The organism is Candidatus Brachybacter algidus (assembly GCF_016707225.1).
Lineage (GTDB): Bacteria > Bacteroidota > Bacteroidia > Chitinophagales > Saprospiraceae > Parvibacillus > Parvibacillus algidus.
Window position 1 is genome coordinate 66,546 of record NZ_JADJID010000001.1, and the last position, 15,633, is coordinate 82,178.

A 15,633-nucleotide genomic window follows, 5' to 3' on the forward strand; every position below is an offset into this window, starting at 1 on the left:
GATTATGATCGAGAATATCTGGGGATATAATACGAAACGGAATTATATAATAGACCGATATTTTGCCGTATAATACCGAGCTTTACAATACCGAGCTGCCTTCGTTTTGGGCTGCCATAGCAGGCCCATTAGGAAACCCTATTCGGTATGAAAGTCGTTTGACTAAATTTATTTGGGCTATTACGAATTTCCATTCGGTATAAATCGCAAGAACAAATCATATTGTTCAGAAAGATTGAGAAAGAAGAAATTGAAATAGTAAGAATACTTCACGTTCTGCTGGATTTATAGAGCAAGAGCTTCTGACAACAAAACTCGTTTTAATTTAATTAGCCTAGTACTTTACGAAACAAATTTGTTGAATTAAAAACGTTAAGAAACATTGAAGTCACGCTTTTAAATGCAATAAGTTAGTGGCAAAAGAAAAGCAGAATAAAGCAAAATATTATTTAGATTTTGTATTTTTGATAAAAAAGTAAATCATGAGAACGATTCATTTAAATATACCGGATTCTGTTGATTTGAAAGATTACGATTTTTCGATGATAATTGCGTCAAAACTATATGAAGATGCAAAATTAACGGCTGGACAATCTGCAGAAATTGTTGGGCTCTCTAAAAGAGCCTTTTTAGAAGTACTTGGAAAATACGGTGTTTCAGTCTTTAGTAATTCTATCGATGACTTACATTCAGAAATTGAAAATGCCTAGAATTGTAATTTCAGATACAAGTACATTAATTCTTCTTGATAAAATAGGCGAACTCAATCTACTTCAGAAAGTTTATGGCGAACTAGTTACTACTCCAGAAATTGCTGAAGAGTATGGGGTAACTTTACCTATCTGGATAAAGGTGCAGCCAGTTGGCGATAAAAAGTATAAAACATTCCTAGAAACACAGGTGGACTCTGGTGAGGCAAGCGCAATAGCATTAGCTACAGAATTCGAGCATGCAATATTAATATTGGACGACTTAAAAGCTCGGAAATTGGCTGTAAAATTAAAAATTCAAACAACAGGAACACTAGGAGTTATTCATAAAGCAAAACAGATGTCAATTATCCCAGAAGTAAAACCTTTAATTAATAAGTTATTATTGACAAATTTTCGAATATCAAATCATATTATTGTCGAACTTCTGAAGTTAAATAACGAATAATCTCTCAACCACTTTTCGTACTTTCACCCAATATATATACCAACAATGAAATCTAAACAAAAAGATTATTTTTCTGAAAAAGCAGCAGGTTTTGATGCAGAATCATCCATAACTCAAAATGTAGAAAGTATCGGATCGCATATATTACAGCAAATAAGCTTTACTAAGGACATGCATATCATGGATTTTGGTTCAGGTACCGGACTATTGTTATGTCAAATAGCACCATTTGTCGGCAAAATAACAGCGGTCGATATTTCAGCATCTATGAATGACGTTTTACAAACAAAACTGGCTGCAATAGATTGCACGGTTGAATTATTGGAGATGGATCTAACAAAAGAAACCTTGGATACAAAATTCGATGGCATTATTTCGTCTATGACCATCCATCATATAGAGTATGTGCAGGAATTATTCATCAAATTTTATTCCTTGCTTAAAGATAAAGGAATCATAGCCATCGCCGATCTGGATGAAGAGGACGGCTCTTTTCACACTGAAGATACCGGAGTATTTCATAATGGTTTTGATAGAAATGAATTGTTAAATTTTGCAAAAAATGCCGGATTTAAAAACCTGAAAATTCAAACTGCCAGCACAGTAATTAAGCCAACAGGTAATTATCCCGTTTTCTTATTAACAGGTGAAAAGTAACGATCAATAAAAAATCTTCTCTTGGCTGTTAAGATAAAAGAATTCAATACCCCTACGATAGTTCCATGCTATTCTGACTTACATGGAATTTTCCAATAATAGTGGGGTGGGGAAGTCTTTTTTCTCGATGAATTGCCCTCAGTCTAATATTTGAAATACTCTCTAAACCCATTGCGAAATCGCTGCTACAGCCTTATTTGATTCACTTTTGCAAATTTGTTAAATGTTGGATAAAAAATATTTTCACTAAAACATTAAAAATATTTAAGATAAAATTGTCCGATTAGGTTTTTTTATTAACTTCGTTCGAAATATTAACAATCCGTTTACAAAACCTATATATATGGATTAAAACTTACCATTCAACTACTGTTCAGACCGAACGCACAAAACCTATTAATTTTATAATCAAATAAAATAAACGATATGTTATCAAAAAGCATGGCTCGCGCATTTTTCTTAGGAGGTACGATTGTAACTTTTGCAATTTTCCTGGGACTTTCATGGAATACCTTAAGTAATGAAATTCCAAAAAACACACACCCAGAAAATATTACAAAAGAAGTTATTGCCGGAAAGCATTTGTGGGAGAAAAACAATTGTATGGGCTGCCATACTATAATGGGTGAAGGTGGCTATTACGCACCAGAATTGACAAAAGTAGTTGAGCGCAGAGGCGAAGGTTATATCAAAGCAGTATTGATGTCTAAAGCTCCTTGGCAGCCACGTGGCAGAAAAATGGTCGCCTATGGTTTTTCTGATAAAGAGGCCACAGACCTTTATGAATTTATGAAATGGGTAGGTAATACAGATTTAAATGGCTTTCCCAAAAAACCAGAATATAACACAACTATAAACCCTAAATAATATAAAAAATGAAATATAAAACACAAAAACTTGCATATTGGTTTTTTGCATTATCGATGTTGCTGCTTACATTACAGTTGGTTTATGGCTTTATAATGGGATTCGCCAGGATCGATATGCAAGGATTGCATGACATTATACCTTTTAACGTGGCCAGAGCTGTGCACACAAATTTATTAGTGATGTGGTTGCTTTCAGGGTTTATGGGTGCAGCCTATTATATTATTCCGGAAGAAGCAGAACATGAATTAGTTGCTGAGAAGTTAGGTTACATTCAACTCATTTCTTTTGCATTAGTTGGAGTTGCTGCTATTGTTGGATTTCATTTCAATATTTGGGAGGGAAGAAAATTTTTAGAAATTCCTAGACCATTAGATTGGCTGGTAGTAGTGAATGTGTTGACTTTCTTAGGCATTATTTTAACAACGCTATATAAAGGTAAGAAAAGGACTACCACTGCATTGGTACTCACTATGGGGCTGGTTTTCGCTGCGTTATTATATTTACCGGGAATGATTTGGTTCGACAATCAATCTATTGATTCATTCTTCAGATGGTGGGTTGTTCATCTTTGGGTTGAAGGCGTTTGGGAATTGATCATGGGTGGTATTTTGGCATTTCTACTTATAAAAATTACAGGAGTAGATAGAGAAGTAATTGAAAAATGGCTGTACGTAATTGTCGGTTTGACATTTATATCTGGAATTTTAGGAACCGGGCACCACTATTACTATATAGGTGCAGGTAAGATTTGGTTGATCGTCGGTGGTGTATTCTCTGCTTTAGAGCCGTTGGCATTTTTGGGAATGGCGCTATTTGCTGTTGCAATGTATAGAAAAGGCGAAAAAAGACATCCAAATAAAATAGCCTTAAGTTGGACATTAGGTACAGCAATTGTTTCATTTGTAGGTGCAGGGCTTTTAGGCTTTGCTCATACTATTCCGCAAGTAAATATGTACACACATGGCACATTAGTTACAGCGATGCATGGTCACCTGGCTTTCTGGGGAGCTTATGCAATGATAGTTCTGGCCATCATTAGTTATGCTATGCCTAATTTAACAGGTAGAAAACTATATGATACAAAAACGGGTGTTTTTGCTTTTTGGCTTTCAAATATTGGTATGGTCGGTATGACAGTTGCATTCGGTGTCGCCGGTGTTGCTCAGGTCTATTTGGAAAGAAAGATGGGTATGGAATTTGGAATAGTTCAACAAGAGATCAAACCTCACTTTGTTGTCCTATTGCTTTGTGCTACCATGTTTGCTTCAGGTATTTGTCTTTACCTATACGAGTTTATTCAATACGGCAGACCAAATGATGAAGCATTAGAAGTTAATACTGTTCATTAAGTATGTAGAGGATAAATTTTAGATTTTAGATTTTAGATAGTAAATAGTAAATGGCTGATTTTAGATGGTAGATTTTAGATGGTCGTTAGTTAATAGAATCTTCGTTTTTCTATAAATAGATATTAAAGAAAATATTTTATTGACATTTATCCATTTATAATTAAATATTCAAATAATAAAGGACTGACAGATCTGCGCTTCCCCTCTGGCAGATGCTTGCCCGCGAAAAAAGGCGGGGGTGCCGACAGGCGGGGTGTTGATTTACTCGAATAAGGCTACATTTATTCTAATATCCATAGACAAAAAAATAGAAAATTAATATATCTATTCTTTAACTTCTGTTAACCAAAACTATCTCTCAAAGCGCTTAGTTATGTCATTTAGTCCTACCTTAGACAAATGACTTAACTAAGCCTTTTTAATGAAGCTTAAATTATTTATCAAAATTGAAAATGAATTTTATTTTAAAAAATTATGAATGAATATTAGTCCATATTATCAGGCAACAGGTAAAGAAATTGAAGTATTTGAAAAGGCATATGAAAACAAACTTCCTGTGCTTTTAAAAGGTCCAACCGGAACCGGCAAAAGTAGATTTGTTGAATTTATAGCATACCATTTAAAGAAAGATTTAATTACGATTAGTTGTCATGAGGAAACGTCTTCTACAGATTTAATCGGTCGTTTTATTATTAAAGGTGCGGAAACTATTTGGTTGGATGGCCCTCTGATCACTGCCATGAAAGGTGGATCAATTATTTATTTGGATGAAATCGCCGAAGCAAGACCGGATGTTATTGTGGCGATACATCCCTTGACTGATCACCGCAGAGAATTGTACATTGACAAACTAGGTGAGACCATCAAAGCGCATGAAGATTTTATGTTGGTAGCATCTTTTAACCCCGGATATCAAAAAGGATTTAAGGAATTAAAGCCATCTACAAGACAAAGATTTGTTGCAATGAGCTTTGTGTATCCGGATGCAAAATTGGAAGCTGAGATATTGGTAAAAGAAACCATGGTGGAAGAATCAATCGCAAAACAGTTAGTTAGTATTGCGACAAAGATCAGAAATCTGAAGGAACTTGGGCTTACTGAAACTGCATCGACAAGATTATTGGTGGATGCAGCGAAATTAATTCGAAGTGGATTACCCAAACGATTGGCAGTGAAAGTGGCAATAATAGAGCCTTTGACAGACGATGAAGAAATCATTACAGCCTTAACAGATATGGCCAATTTGATGATATAATATGGCATTAGACGAATACTTATTTGGCAAAGTAGCTTCTTTTTTCAAGCAAAGAAATTTGAAAAACAATGAAGCCAGAGACAGGAAGGTTACTTTAGATGAACATAGACAGCGTTTCACGATTTTAGCGAGGGCTATTACTGGTCATTCTATTGAGTTATTTGCTGCCGAGAGAGAAGGAGGATATAAAGGAAATAGCTTTTTTTTGCCTAATTCTTTTGCTCAATTTCCGACTTTCGAGCAAAATTTAAGCTACTATTTCTTTCGTATTATTTATTTGTCTGTCCAAAAGAATTTGAAATTAAATTGGTTCCAGTCCGATGATATTCAAAATGATACTGCACAACAAATAGCCATTCAGAATGCGCCTATAGTCCTGCAAGGTATACGAGAAGAATTCCCTTTTGCAATTCAGATTCATGATGACTGTAGAGTTTTTTATCAGGATAATTTGCTACCAAAAAAAGCAGTAGATTATAGTTGGCTTTATGGCAAAGTGATGAAAGATAATCTTGAGGATGCTGCTTCCCAAAATCTTAAAAATTTTAACGATAAGTTTAAAACTATAGAAGATTCAGCACCTAAAACTACTCTAAAGTCAAAGCCTGTTGAGGAAATTGTGAGTATAGCGATTGATGAAAAGCAGCAGGAAGATTATGTCTTAAATCATAATTTTGAGAAAGTCGATACTGCGGAAGAATTTAGTGGTTCATGGCGAGATTTTGATGGGGATGACGAACTGGAAGATCATCAGGAAGCACTAGACGAGCTGAATATGAAATTTACAGTGAGAGTGGATGATGTGGCTCACAGTGTGTATCAATCTGACTTTATTGAGAATGCAACTGTTGCAGAAAGTGATGAACAAACAATGCTTGGGACACCAATCGCTTATCCTGAGTGGGATTATAAAAAACATCATTATAAAATAGATTTCTGCAAACTTTATCCGACGACTCAAGTAAAATCTGATGTTGATTATTACAAAAAAACCCTTTCAGAAAATGCTTCTACCTTGCTTGGTTTGCGAAAAATGTTGACCAATGTCAATAATAAAATGTTGCAACAAAGAAGGCAAACTCAAGGTGATACTTTTGATATCGATGCTTTGACCGATTTATTTGTAGATGTCCACACAGGCCATACGCCTTCCGAAAATATCTATATATCAAACAGGAAAAAGGAAAAGGATATTTCTATTTTATTACTATTGGACATTAGTCTTTCAAGCGATAGTTATGCAGCGGGCAATAGGGTATTAGATGTTGAAAAGCAAACAGCTATTTTATTTGGGGAGATCTTAAATGAATTTAATATTGATTTTTCGATCGATTGTTTTTATTCCAAAACCCGTAATTATTCCACTTATATGACGCTTAAAGGATTTGATGAAAGTTGGCAAAAAGCGAAGTATAAAGTTGGTTCTCCCGATCCAAGTGGTTATACGCGAATAGGTGTTGCTTTACGGCACTCCGGTTCAATAATTGAAACCCGAAAAACTAAAAATAAATGGATCATTTTATTGTCTGACGGCAAGCCAAATGATTTTGATAGATATGAAGGAAAGTATGGCATTCAAGATGTGAAGCAAGCGATTAGAGAATTGGGTGAAAAGCAGATCAACTCTTATGCATTGGCTATTGAAGCAAATGCTAAATATTATTTGCCACAGATGTTTGGGCAAAATCATTATCAGATTTTGTCGTCACCAAAAGAATTAATTACTTCGTTGGTGAAATTGTATGAAAAAATAAAAAATTGAAAATAATAAAAAGCCTGGAAGGAAAATGAATTTAGAGTTGATACAAAATAAAGAAATAGATAACCCTCCCGGAGGTATTCTAATGTGGATAGTTATATTTTTAGAACTCTTGACATTCGGCATAGCGCTGGTATTTATGATCATATTGAGCAAAGAAGAATCAGCAGTTTTTCACTCGAGTCGATTGATGTTAAATCCTGTGCTGGGTGCCACTAACTCTGTTGTGCTATTAACGAGTGGATATTTTATGGCGGAGTCGGTTCGGTATTTCAGAGCTAAAAATAATAGGAAAGCCAATACAACAATTAACATAGCCATGCTTTTAGGTGTGTTGTTTTTAATTATAAAGGGTGTTGAATATTATTTAAAGATAACTAGTGGTATTAGCCTTAGTACCAATACTTTCTTTTCATTTTATTGGTTGCTTACAGGATTTCATTATATACATGTTATCGTCGGTTTGATCATTTTACTTGTTATTAAAAGATATAATCAACAAGAATCAACAGAAATCAAATTTAGAATTTTACAGTGCAGGAGCCACCTTTTGGCACATGTGCGATTTGATATGGATCATCATTTTTCCAATTCTCTATCTACTTTTTTAATATGAAAAACAGCAATTTAATTACGATAATAGTGCTAATCATTTTAAGTGCATTAGTAGCTATATTTTCACAGAACGAGGCATTGAAATCTTTTCTATTAATAGTATTTGTTATTAAATTTTTTTTAGTGGTATTTAACTTTATGGAAATGAAATATGCGCATACCTTCTGGAAAGTTCTTATTATAATTTTCATTACAGGACTTTTTTCAACCATAATGATCATGAAAGGTGCTAACTAAAATTATTGATTTTCAGCAGACTGGACACCTTATAGAAATCCAATTTTGGAAAGAGTGAAAGAATTAAGTTGACAGACTTATTAAACTTAAAATATCCTCTTGCTTCACCTTCCTAATACTTTTTGGTACATCTATTCTTATATTTCTCCTCCTGCTTATACGTATACTATTACACATTGGTTCTTATGGCCTAATAAGTAGGTTGAAAATATTTCACCTTTTATGATATAAGTGCTGAATGAAAAGTATATTTTTATGTCCCGTTTATTTGGTTTTGATTTGACGCTAAGTGATGGAGAAGCTGGATGAACGTTTTTAACCTAGTTCTATTCTATTCTTCCAAAATTAAAATCAAATCAAATGAAAAGATTATTGAAAATTCTAACTTGGGTGATTATAATCTTTTTGATTGTAGTTGTTTCATCATTATCTTACATCAAGTTTATTTTACCGAATGTCAGTGAAGCTCCGGATTTAAAAGTGGAAATGACAACTAATCGTATTGCTCGAGGTGAATACCTAGCCAATCATGTCACAGTATGTATGGATTGTCATTCTGTGCGAGATTGGACAAGATTTTCAGGACCACCAACTGATGGAACCTTAGGGATGGGAGGAGATGTTTTTGATCAAAAATTCGGATTCCCCGGAAAATATTATGCAAAAAATATCACGCCTTATGGAATTGGCCGTTATTCTGATGGAGAGCTTTTTAGAGTTATAACTACCGGAGTCACCAAAGAAGACAAAGCATTATTTCCTATCATGCCATTTCATTATTATGGCCAAATGGATGAAGAAGATATCAAATCTATCATCTCCTATATTCGAACTTTGAAACCTATAAAGAATGATGTGCCAATTTCTTCCTCAGATTTCCCTATGAATTTTATTATTAACACCATTCCGCACGAGGCTAATTTTACCAAATTACCTCCAAAAAGTGATGTAGTGAATTATGGAAAATATTTGACGAATGCAGCTGGTTGTGTTGAATGCCATACAAAATTTGAAAAGGGAGGTTTAGTTGCCGGAACAGAATTCGGTGGTGGAAGAGAATTTACTTTTCCCAATGGTTCAATTGTTCGCTCAAGTAATATTTCTTCATACAACACAACTGGGTTAGGGGCATTATCAGAAGAAGAGTTTGTACATTTTTTTCGTTCCCGCACTGATTCTACATTGGTAAACAAAAAACTTAATCCAGGAGACTTTAACTCTGTGATGCCTTGGACCATGTATGGAAGCATGCATGAAGAAGATTTGAAAGCAATTTATGCATATTTAAAAACGGTTGTACCAATCAATAATTCGGTAGAGAAATTTACTTCTGCCCCTGAATGAAAGGAAGTTATTTAAAAAAGAATTGTTTAGTTCACTATTATTTATTTCCGTAATACTGAAATGATTGCCCTTTTGCAAGTACCTTATGGTTTATGAAGGTTCTTTGTCGTTTAATTTATTTCCACCAAACAATTACTTTAGGACTATGCATTTCATAGAAGTGTAAGGGGGGGGGGGGGGGGGGGGGGGGGGGGGGGGGGGGGGGGGGGGGGGGGGGGGGGGGGGGGGGGGGGGGGGGGGGGGGGTGGGCTTTCAACAAATTTTATGAGATATGCTTATGATTTTGTCTTGTTGGATAAGGAAAATAGAAAATATACCGGTGATGGAGCATCCGAATTGGACTATTACGGATTTAATAAAGACGTATATGCTGCAGGAAATGGAAAAGTAGTATATGCTTCTAATGATCATAAAGATGACAAAAGTTTCGATGTCACTAAACTTAAAAAAAATCCGCTTGAACTATATGGGAATTGTATAGGAATTCAACACAAAAATGGAGCAATAAGTATCTATGGACATCTTAAGCAAAATAGTTTAATGGTTAAAATGGGCGACAGCGTTGTTTCCGGTCAAAAGATCGCAGCTATTGGTGTGTCCGGAAGTTCGTTTTTCCCGCATTTGCATTTTGAAGTTCGCACATCCATTATGAACGCAGCTGAGGGTCTTCCATCTTATTTTTCTAATATATATGCGCTTGAGTCCAATATGAAAATTAAGTCGGGTTTTGTTGAAACAGGGAGTATAATGTTGACTAAATAAAGTTTGATAAACAATATTTTGACTTCCCTTATTCAAGTTTCGATTGTAAAGTTACTGGTATTTTGATATAAGGAATATTACAGAAGAATAAAATATAATGTTGTGATAATCGAAGCTTTTAATTAAATAAGGATTGACAACTGTAATTTTTTGTAGTTAATACCCAAAAAAGGGGCAATTACATTAATCGCCCCTTTTCAAAATTATTTTACTTCTTCAAATTCAACTAATTGACTTTGCTTGTTGTCTGTATTTTTGGATTCAACCTTACAGCCCCCTGCTGCGCAGCCGAAATTGAATAGGCCCATGGATGCGAAATAACCACCAAACATTATACCAAACCATTGTAAGTTTATAATTGAATCAATTATAAATACAAGTCCGATAACTAAATATATTGCACGGGTTAGTGTCCATCCAGTTAGCATTTTTTGTATCATATTAATTAATTTTGTTTTGCAAACTCATCCATCCACCACCATTATGTACTTCATTAAAACCCTTAGAGATTAAGATACTCTTTGCACTTGAAGACCGCATTCCTGATGCGCAGCAAGTTATGATAGCTTTATCTTTCTTCAATTTAGAAAGATTTCTTTCCAAAGTGTCCAATGGTATGTTGATTGAATTCTTCAGATGTCCACCCTTAAATTCTCCCGGACTGCGCACATCAATGATTTGTGCTCCATTATTTAATAACTCTTTAAAGTCAACTTTAGGGCCGAAGCCGAAAATATTTTTTAATAATTGTATCATTTGATTAATTTTTAATTTTTTTGAAAGTTGTAATTTACGTCCATCCAGCTGCCACCATTGTCGCAATCTATTCCGCAGCTTCTTAGATAATTCGTGGCTTGTCCGCTGCGTCCGCCACTGGCACAACAAAGAATTAGTTTTGGTCCCAATGATTTAATTTCTTCAAGCCTTTGTTCTATTTCCTGAAGTGGTATATTGATGCTGCCTGCTACATTACCACCCATGAACTCACCTGGAGTTCTAACATCTACTACTATAGTTTTGTTATTGTTCATTGTTTTTATTATTATTTAATTTTGAATTGTTTTCCTTTTTAAAGCTTCCTGAAAATAAGCCTCCCATCATTGCACCATATAAGGTGCTATTTAAAGGTTTTGAGGTAATAGCGCATGTTCCGCTTGAACAACCTACAAAATAATAGTAAGCATATCCCGCTAACGCACCTAATAAAATGCCTATGATGGTAAATTTATGGTTAATTAATATATTCATCTTATAACATGGTTGTTGGACATACGTAATCGGTAATTTTAAACTTTCCTGATACTTTAATAGCTTCGAAGCCTCCATCTACATCAATAAGATTGTCGTATCCTCTTGCTTTAAGTATAGATGCGAAAATCATGGAACGGTTGCCCCCGGCGCAATGCACATAGTATGTTTTACTTTTATCAATCATGCTCATACTACTGTTGATATAATCTAATGGCGCATTTTCTGCATTAGTTATATGTTCAGAATCATATTCACTTTTTTTGCGTACATCGAGAATATTGATTTCTGGATCATTGCTTTCAGCCTGCGCAAACTCTTCTGCAGTAATAGATTTGATTGCATCTACTTCCTTACCTGAAGATTTCCATGCATCAAAACCACCTTTCAAATATCCTATTGCATGATCATAGCCTACTCTTGCCAATCTGGTTATCACTTCTTCCTCCCGACCGAGCTCAGTGACAAGTAGTATTTCTTGTTTGATATCCGGAATTAATGTACCTACCCACACAGCGAAACTTCCATCTATGCTGATATTAATAGAGTTTGGAATAAATCCTTCTCCAAATATCCTGGGACTTCGTGTGTCTATCACTAATGCATTTGTTTCGTTGGCGATCAAATCAAATTCATTGGGAGATAATGAACGTGTACCGCGCTCGATTACATTATCAATACCATCATAGCCATTGATATTCATCAAAACATTCTTAGGAAAATATGCAGGAGGTGGCATTAAGCCAGTAAGTACCTCTTTTATAAATGCTTCCTTATCCAGATCAGGTCTCAATGCATAATTTGTCTTCTTTTGATTTCCAAGAGTGTCAGAAGTTTCTTTGCTGATGTTTTTGCCACAAGCACTTCCAGCACCATGAGCGGGGTAAACTATCAAATCATCGTTTAGCGGTAGAATCTTATTGTGTAAAGACTCGTATAGGTGGCCTGCTAATTTCTCTTCAGTTAAATCAGAAATTACATGCTGAGCCAGGTCTGGTCGACCTACATCCCCAATAAGAAGGGTATCACCTGTAAATATAGCGTGCTCCTTTCCAGATTCATCAATTAGCAGATAGCAACTACTTTCCATAGTATGTCCTGGCGTGTGAATCAATTTTATTTTGACTTGGCCCAATTCGAAAACTTGTCCGTCTGTGCCGACTATGATGTCAAAACCTGTTTTCATCGTCGTTGGACCATATATAATTGGAGCGCCGGTTTTCTTTGATAGATCAACATGACCAGACACGAAGTCAGCATGAAAGTGTGTTTCAAAAATGTATTTGATTTTTGCACCACGCTCTTCGGCCATTGAGATATATGGTTGGACTTCACGCAATGGATCGATTATGGCAGCTTCGCCATTACTTTCGATATAGTAAGCACCTTGGGCTAGACAACCGGTATAAATTTGTTCTACTTTCATTGTTGTTTGTTTATTATTTAATAGAACAAAGGTGAGGTCTTTAATTAACTTGGTGTGTGACTATTGTTACAATTTCTAATTTACTATTTTATGGGGGTTAAAGTTGAAAATGTGAAAAGTGAAATAAACGCAAAGCGTGTTGAGTAGATTTCTCCTTTTTGATAGCAGGATCAGTCACTTATATTTTTGGTTATGTGTATCGTATTGAATATCAATACATTAAAAAATAAGAAGAAAAAAGTCGCCCCTTACCGTCTGGCAGCTATGGCTTATACACATCTTTTTTGTTTTTTTCAAAGTAAACTTTGGTGACACCCCGACGTAGGTTAACCTACGCCGAGCCTCAAGATCTAAGTTTTAACTTTAAATTTTATGCTTCATTAGCTATGAAGTGCTGATCGTAGGTTAACCTACGTTCTGGTGTCTGCAAAATTAATTTTGCTTATAAGTACCTCAATAACAAACAATTATATTAATATTCTAATTAAGCCTTTTATTTAAAAAATACTTATCTATAAACCTTTGCTCTGGCAGAGGGAGTCTGCAAAGTGTATTTATTTATTGAGTTAAATAGTTCAACCCAATTCAGGGTTGTTTAAACGCCCTACTTCACCCCGGGTTTCACCCATGGCTATTATTATTCAACCCTTATCAGTGTTTTTGTGTTTTTTCATGGAAGAAAAAAATAACTGAATTGATAAGTTGTATGAAATAAAATTTTTCGATTAACAAGATGACATCTCCTAAAGTTTTTTAAGCAGCTTTATTTGATTGCGATAGAGTAAAAGCTTATCATCATTCTCTAATTTTTTTAGCAAACGAGAGATCACCACTCTGGATGTTCCCAATTCATTAGCGATTTGCTCGTGAGATAAGTTGATAAGGGTCGAATCAGTAACTTTTGATTTTTCTTTTAGATAATGAACTAAGCGCTCATCTAATTTTTGAAAAGCTATCTGATCAATTGTTTTCAATAGTTCATTAAATCGGAAATGAATAGTTTTCATTACAAAATTTTTCCATGTAGGAAATTTTACCATCCAATCATCCATCACAGAGATCGGAATGGTTATTAATTCAACATCTTCCTCCGCCACTGCTTTTATTTCACTTGGAAACTGTTGCATGCAGCATGTAAATGTCATCGCACAACTTTCATTTGGATTTACATAATAGAGTAATAGTTCTCTGCCTTCATCATCCATCCTGGTTATTTTGACAGATCCGGATAGCACCATAGGCATTACCCTGACCACCTGACCAAAATCTAGAATTGTTTCATTTGCTTTCACTGAAGTGTGTGTAGCTAACGCCTCCATTTCCTTTATGAGCTCCGGCTCAAATATATGTTTGTATTGTTCAGTTATATTCATGGATCGGATTCTATTTATTTCAGGGATGGTAAGACTTTCTTTTTAACGGCTAAATATAGACTCTATTTGAAAACAGTTGTTTAAAAGTTTATATTCTTTTTGAAAATTTAAGTGCAGTTATGGAATAATAGGTCTATTGACCATTAACATAATAAAAGTAAATTTAACATTTTTTATTCAAATTATTTCCATATTTGCTTTGGCAAGACTTGGAAGAAATTAATTAATTTCTCGGATATAGATTTTACTTTAACAGAAGGAAGGTAATTACCATCATTAAATTGGCAAAATTGATTAATAGTTATCGTTTTTAGCTGAATTATAAACTCAAAAGTATATCCTGATATGAATATAGAACACATAAGATCACTATTTCCTGTAACAAATAATGCTATTTATTTAAATAATGCTTCCCAATCTCCTCTTAATTTAAGAGTATTTGATAGATTGCAGAATCACTTAAATAGAGAATTAAATCCTGTTGATAAAAAGGGGTTTAATCGGGATTCCATACGTGTTCTACTTTCAAAAATACTGGGAGGCTCACCTGATGAGTATGCCCTCGTAACCAGCACTGGGTCAGGTATTGGGCTGGTGGCTCAAGGTGTAAATTTAAAAAAAGGCGACAATATTGTAGTTCCTGAACATGAACATTGGAATAATTCTTTTCCCTGGGTGCAATTAAAAATGAAGGGGGTTGAGATTAGATTCGCCAGACTTAATGAAGATAATAGCATTGATCTTGAAGCAATGGAGCATCTTATTGATCATAATACGCGTGTGTTGGCGATAGCTGCAGTAAGATTTAACAGTGGTTTTCGGCCGGATCTGGCTACAATCGGCAGAATGGCGCATGAGAAAGGAGCATTATTTGTTGTGGATGCAGCTCAGGCCGCTGGAATGATACCGATTGATGTTGAAAAAGATCAAATAGATGTTTTGGCAGGATGTGGCTTCAAATGGTTGCTGGGTATGCATGGAACAGGTTTCTTATATGTCAGTAAACGCGCAATAGGAATGATTGATCCTATATTACCGGGCATGTTTGCCGCAGAACATCGATATGATGAGTTGTCCTTGCATCATGATTCAAGAAAATTTGAGACTGGCACCATTGCATATGCGCTATTTGATGCATGGTCAGAGGGGTTGGAGCTTATACTAGAAGTTGGAGTAAATAATATTTATGAGAAAGCTCTTGCTAATACTGATATGTTGATCGATGGGCTCAGTGAAAAAGGTTATAAAATAGTTTCTCCGACTAAAAATAAACAAGAAAGATCAGCAATCCTTCATTTTACTACACCTTCCTTAGAAACTACTAAGCAGCTATACAAAAAACTTACAAAGGAAAAAGTTCTTGTTACTCAGCAGGCAGAGAATATCAGAGTTAGCCCTAATTTTTTTAATACAAAAGATGAAATAAGTACATTTCTTAGTTTAATATAAATTTGGTTTCTGAATTATGATAAATATAGTTTGATAATATATCTCCCCCTTGGCGCCTTCAGACGAGCGGGATACTCGTTTTACTGCAGACTTATTGTATTATTGTTGAGTGGTTACAGTATTGTTTGAAA

Annotated in this window: 17 protein-coding genes; 11 read left to right on the forward strand and 6 right to left on the reverse strand. The window is 34.9% G+C overall.

Features of this window, described 5'->3' with window-relative positions; translation table 11 throughout:
- The first annotated feature begins 482 nt into the window (after positions 1-482).
- The 10 genes from IPI15_RS00255 to IPI15_RS00300 all read left to right on the forward strand — a co-directional run bounded on the left by IPI15_RS00255 (position 483) and on the right by IPI15_RS00300 (position 10,006).
- Positions 483-710 (forward strand): UPF0175 family protein, encoded by a 228-nt coding sequence (locus tag IPI15_RS00255; RefSeq protein WP_287418747.1) that lies wholly within the window; start codon positions 483-485, stop codon positions 708-710.
- On the forward strand, positions 703-1,158 hold the full coding sequence (locus IPI15_RS00260; RefSeq protein WP_287418748.1) for a PIN domain-containing protein: 456 nt from the start codon (positions 703-705) through the stop codon (positions 1,156-1,158). Before IPI15_RS00255 ends, IPI15_RS00260 begins: the two co-directional genes overlap by 8 nt.
- 45 nt (positions 1,159-1,203) lie before the next feature.
- Entirely contained in the window at positions 1,204-1,815 is a 612-nt protein-coding gene (locus tag IPI15_RS00265) for a class I SAM-dependent DNA methyltransferase (RefSeq protein WP_287418750.1), read from the forward strand.
- 426 nt (positions 1,816-2,241) lie between these two features.
- The gene (locus IPI15_RS00270; protein WP_287418751.1) at positions 2,242-2,682 is read left to right on the forward strand and encodes a c-type cytochrome; all 441 of its coding nucleotides are present in this window, start codon (positions 2,242-2,244) and stop codon (positions 2,680-2,682) included.
- 8 nt (positions 2,683-2,690) lie between these two features.
- Positions 2,691-4,034 (forward strand): cbb3-type cytochrome c oxidase subunit I, encoded by a 1,344-nt coding sequence (locus IPI15_RS00275; protein ID WP_287418753.1) that lies wholly within the window; start codon positions 2,691-2,693, stop codon positions 4,032-4,034.
- A 478-nt stretch (positions 4,035-4,512) separates the two neighbouring features.
- Entirely contained in the window at positions 4,513-5,289 is a 777-nt protein-coding gene (locus IPI15_RS00280) for a CbbQ/NirQ/NorQ/GpvN family protein (protein WP_287402330.1), read from the forward strand.
- 1 nt (position 5,290) lies between these two features.
- Positions 5,291-7,051 carry a nitric oxide reductase activation protein NorD gene (locus IPI15_RS00285; RefSeq protein WP_287418754.1) on the forward strand — a complete coding sequence of 587 codons (1,761 nt, stop codon included), beginning with the start codon at positions 5,291-5,293 and terminating at the stop codon, positions 7,049-7,051.
- Positions 7,052-7,076: 25 nt separating this feature from the next.
- The gene (locus IPI15_RS00290; RefSeq protein WP_287418756.1) at positions 7,077-7,664 is read left to right on the forward strand and encodes a cytochrome c oxidase subunit 3; all 588 of its coding nucleotides are present in this window, start codon (positions 7,077-7,079) and stop codon (positions 7,662-7,664) included.
- A 596-nt stretch (positions 7,665-8,260) separates the two neighbouring features.
- The gene (locus tag IPI15_RS00295) at positions 8,261-9,244 is read left to right on the forward strand and encodes a c-type cytochrome (protein ID WP_287402335.1); all 984 of its coding nucleotides are present in this window, start codon (positions 8,261-8,263) and stop codon (positions 9,242-9,244) included.
- A gap of 264 nt (positions 9,245-9,508) precedes the next feature.
- Positions 9,509-10,006, forward strand: coding sequence for a M23 family metallopeptidase (locus IPI15_RS00300; RefSeq protein ID WP_287418757.1), 498 nt, complete (start codon positions 9,509-9,511; stop codon positions 10,004-10,006).
- 203 nt (positions 10,007-10,209) lie between these two features.
- Here the strand turns inward: IPI15_RS00300 and IPI15_RS00305 are convergent, their stop codons facing one another.
- The 6 genes from IPI15_RS00305 to IPI15_RS00330 all read right to left on the reverse strand — a co-directional run bounded on the left by IPI15_RS00305 (position 10,210) and on the right by IPI15_RS00330 (position 14,053).
- The gene (locus IPI15_RS00305) at positions 10,210-10,446 is read right to left on the reverse strand and encodes a hypothetical protein (RefSeq protein WP_287402339.1); all 237 of its coding nucleotides are present in this window, start codon (positions 10,444-10,446) and stop codon (positions 10,210-10,212) included.
- A 1-nt stretch (position 10,447) separates the two neighbouring features.
- Positions 10,448-10,762: a rhodanese-like domain-containing protein gene (locus IPI15_RS00310; RefSeq protein WP_287402340.1), complete on the reverse strand. Its 315-nt coding sequence runs from the start codon at positions 10,760-10,762 to the stop codon at positions 10,448-10,450.
- Between the two features lie 11 nt (positions 10,763-10,773).
- The gene (locus IPI15_RS00315; protein ID WP_287402342.1) at positions 10,774-11,037 is read right to left on the reverse strand and encodes a rhodanese-like domain-containing protein; all 264 of its coding nucleotides are present in this window, start codon (positions 11,035-11,037) and stop codon (positions 10,774-10,776) included.
- Positions 11,027-11,254, reverse strand: coding sequence for a DUF6132 family protein (locus IPI15_RS00320; RefSeq protein WP_287402344.1), 228 nt, complete (start codon positions 11,252-11,254; stop codon positions 11,027-11,029). Before IPI15_RS00320 ends, IPI15_RS00315 begins: the two co-directional genes overlap by 11 nt.
- A 1-nt stretch (position 11,255) precedes the next feature.
- A complete protein-coding gene (locus IPI15_RS00325; protein ID WP_287402346.1) occupies positions 11,256-12,680 on the reverse strand; it encodes an MBL fold metallo-hydrolase in 1,425 nt (474 codons plus the stop codon).
- A 743-nt stretch (positions 12,681-13,423) separates the two neighbouring features.
- Positions 13,424-14,053, reverse strand: coding sequence for a Crp/Fnr family transcriptional regulator (locus tag IPI15_RS00330; RefSeq protein ID WP_287402348.1), 630 nt, complete (start codon positions 14,051-14,053; stop codon positions 13,424-13,426).
- Between the two features lie 345 nt (positions 14,054-14,398).
- On the opposite strand from IPI15_RS00330, the gene IPI15_RS00335 reads away from it, so the two are divergent.
- On the forward strand, positions 14,399-15,502 hold the full coding sequence (locus tag IPI15_RS00335) for an aminotransferase class V-fold PLP-dependent enzyme (RefSeq protein ID WP_287402350.1): 1,104 nt from the start codon (positions 14,399-14,401) through the stop codon (positions 15,500-15,502).
- The last annotated feature ends 131 nt before the right edge of the window (positions 15,503-15,633 follow it).

Excerpts from the sequence above, each read along its gene's own strand:
- IPI15_RS00255 (WP_287418747.1), top strand. The coding sequence starts at position 483 with ATGAGAACGATTCATTTAAATATACCGGATTCTGTTGATTTGAAAGAT.
- IPI15_RS00260 (WP_287418748.1), top strand. The coding sequence starts at position 703 with ATGCCTAGAATTGTAATTTCAGATACAAGTACATTAATTCTTCTTGAT.
- IPI15_RS00265 (WP_287418750.1), top strand. The coding sequence starts at position 1,204 with ATGAAATCTAAACAAAAAGATTATTTTTCTGAAAAAGCAGCAGGTTTT.
- IPI15_RS00270 (WP_287418751.1), top strand. The coding sequence starts at position 2,242 with ATGTTATCAAAAAGCATGGCTCGCGCATTTTTCTTAGGAGGTACGATT.
- IPI15_RS00275 (WP_287418753.1), top strand. The coding sequence starts at position 2,691 with ATGAAATATAAAACACAAAAACTTGCATATTGGTTTTTTGCATTATCG.
- IPI15_RS00280 (WP_287402330.1), top strand. The coding sequence starts at position 4,513 with ATGAATATTAGTCCATATTATCAGGCAACAGGTAAAGAAATTGAAGTA.
- IPI15_RS00285 (WP_287418754.1), top strand. The coding sequence starts at position 5,291 with ATGGCATTAGACGAATACTTATTTGGCAAAGTAGCTTCTTTTTTCAAG.
- IPI15_RS00290 (WP_287418756.1), top strand. The coding sequence starts at position 7,077 with ATGAATTTAGAGTTGATACAAAATAAAGAAATAGATAACCCTCCCGGA.
- IPI15_RS00295 (WP_287402335.1), top strand. The coding sequence starts at position 8,261 with ATGAAAAGATTATTGAAAATTCTAACTTGGGTGATTATAATCTTTTTG.
- IPI15_RS00300 (WP_287418757.1), top strand. The coding sequence starts at position 9,509 with ATGAGATATGCTTATGATTTTGTCTTGTTGGATAAGGAAAATAGAAAA.
- IPI15_RS00305 (WP_287402339.1), bottom strand. The coding sequence starts at position 10,446 with ATGATACAAAAAATGCTAACTGGATGGACACTAACCCGTGCAATATAT.
- IPI15_RS00310 (WP_287402340.1), bottom strand. The coding sequence starts at position 10,762 with ATGATACAATTATTAAAAAATATTTTCGGCTTCGGCCCTAAAGTTGAC.
- IPI15_RS00315 (WP_287402342.1), bottom strand. The coding sequence starts at position 11,037 with ATGAACAATAACAAAACTATAGTAGTAGATGTTAGAACTCCAGGTGAG.
- IPI15_RS00320 (WP_287402344.1), bottom strand. The coding sequence starts at position 11,254 with ATGAATATATTAATTAACCATAAATTTACCATCATAGGCATTTTATTA.
- IPI15_RS00325 (WP_287402346.1), bottom strand. The coding sequence starts at position 12,680 with ATGAAAGTAGAACAAATTTATACCGGTTGTCTAGCCCAAGGTGCTTAC.
- IPI15_RS00330 (WP_287402348.1), bottom strand. The coding sequence starts at position 14,053 with ATGAATATAACTGAACAATACAAACATATATTTGAGCCGGAGCTCATA.
- IPI15_RS00335 (WP_287402350.1), top strand. The coding sequence starts at position 14,399 with ATGAATATAGAACACATAAGATCACTATTTCCTGTAACAAATAATGCT.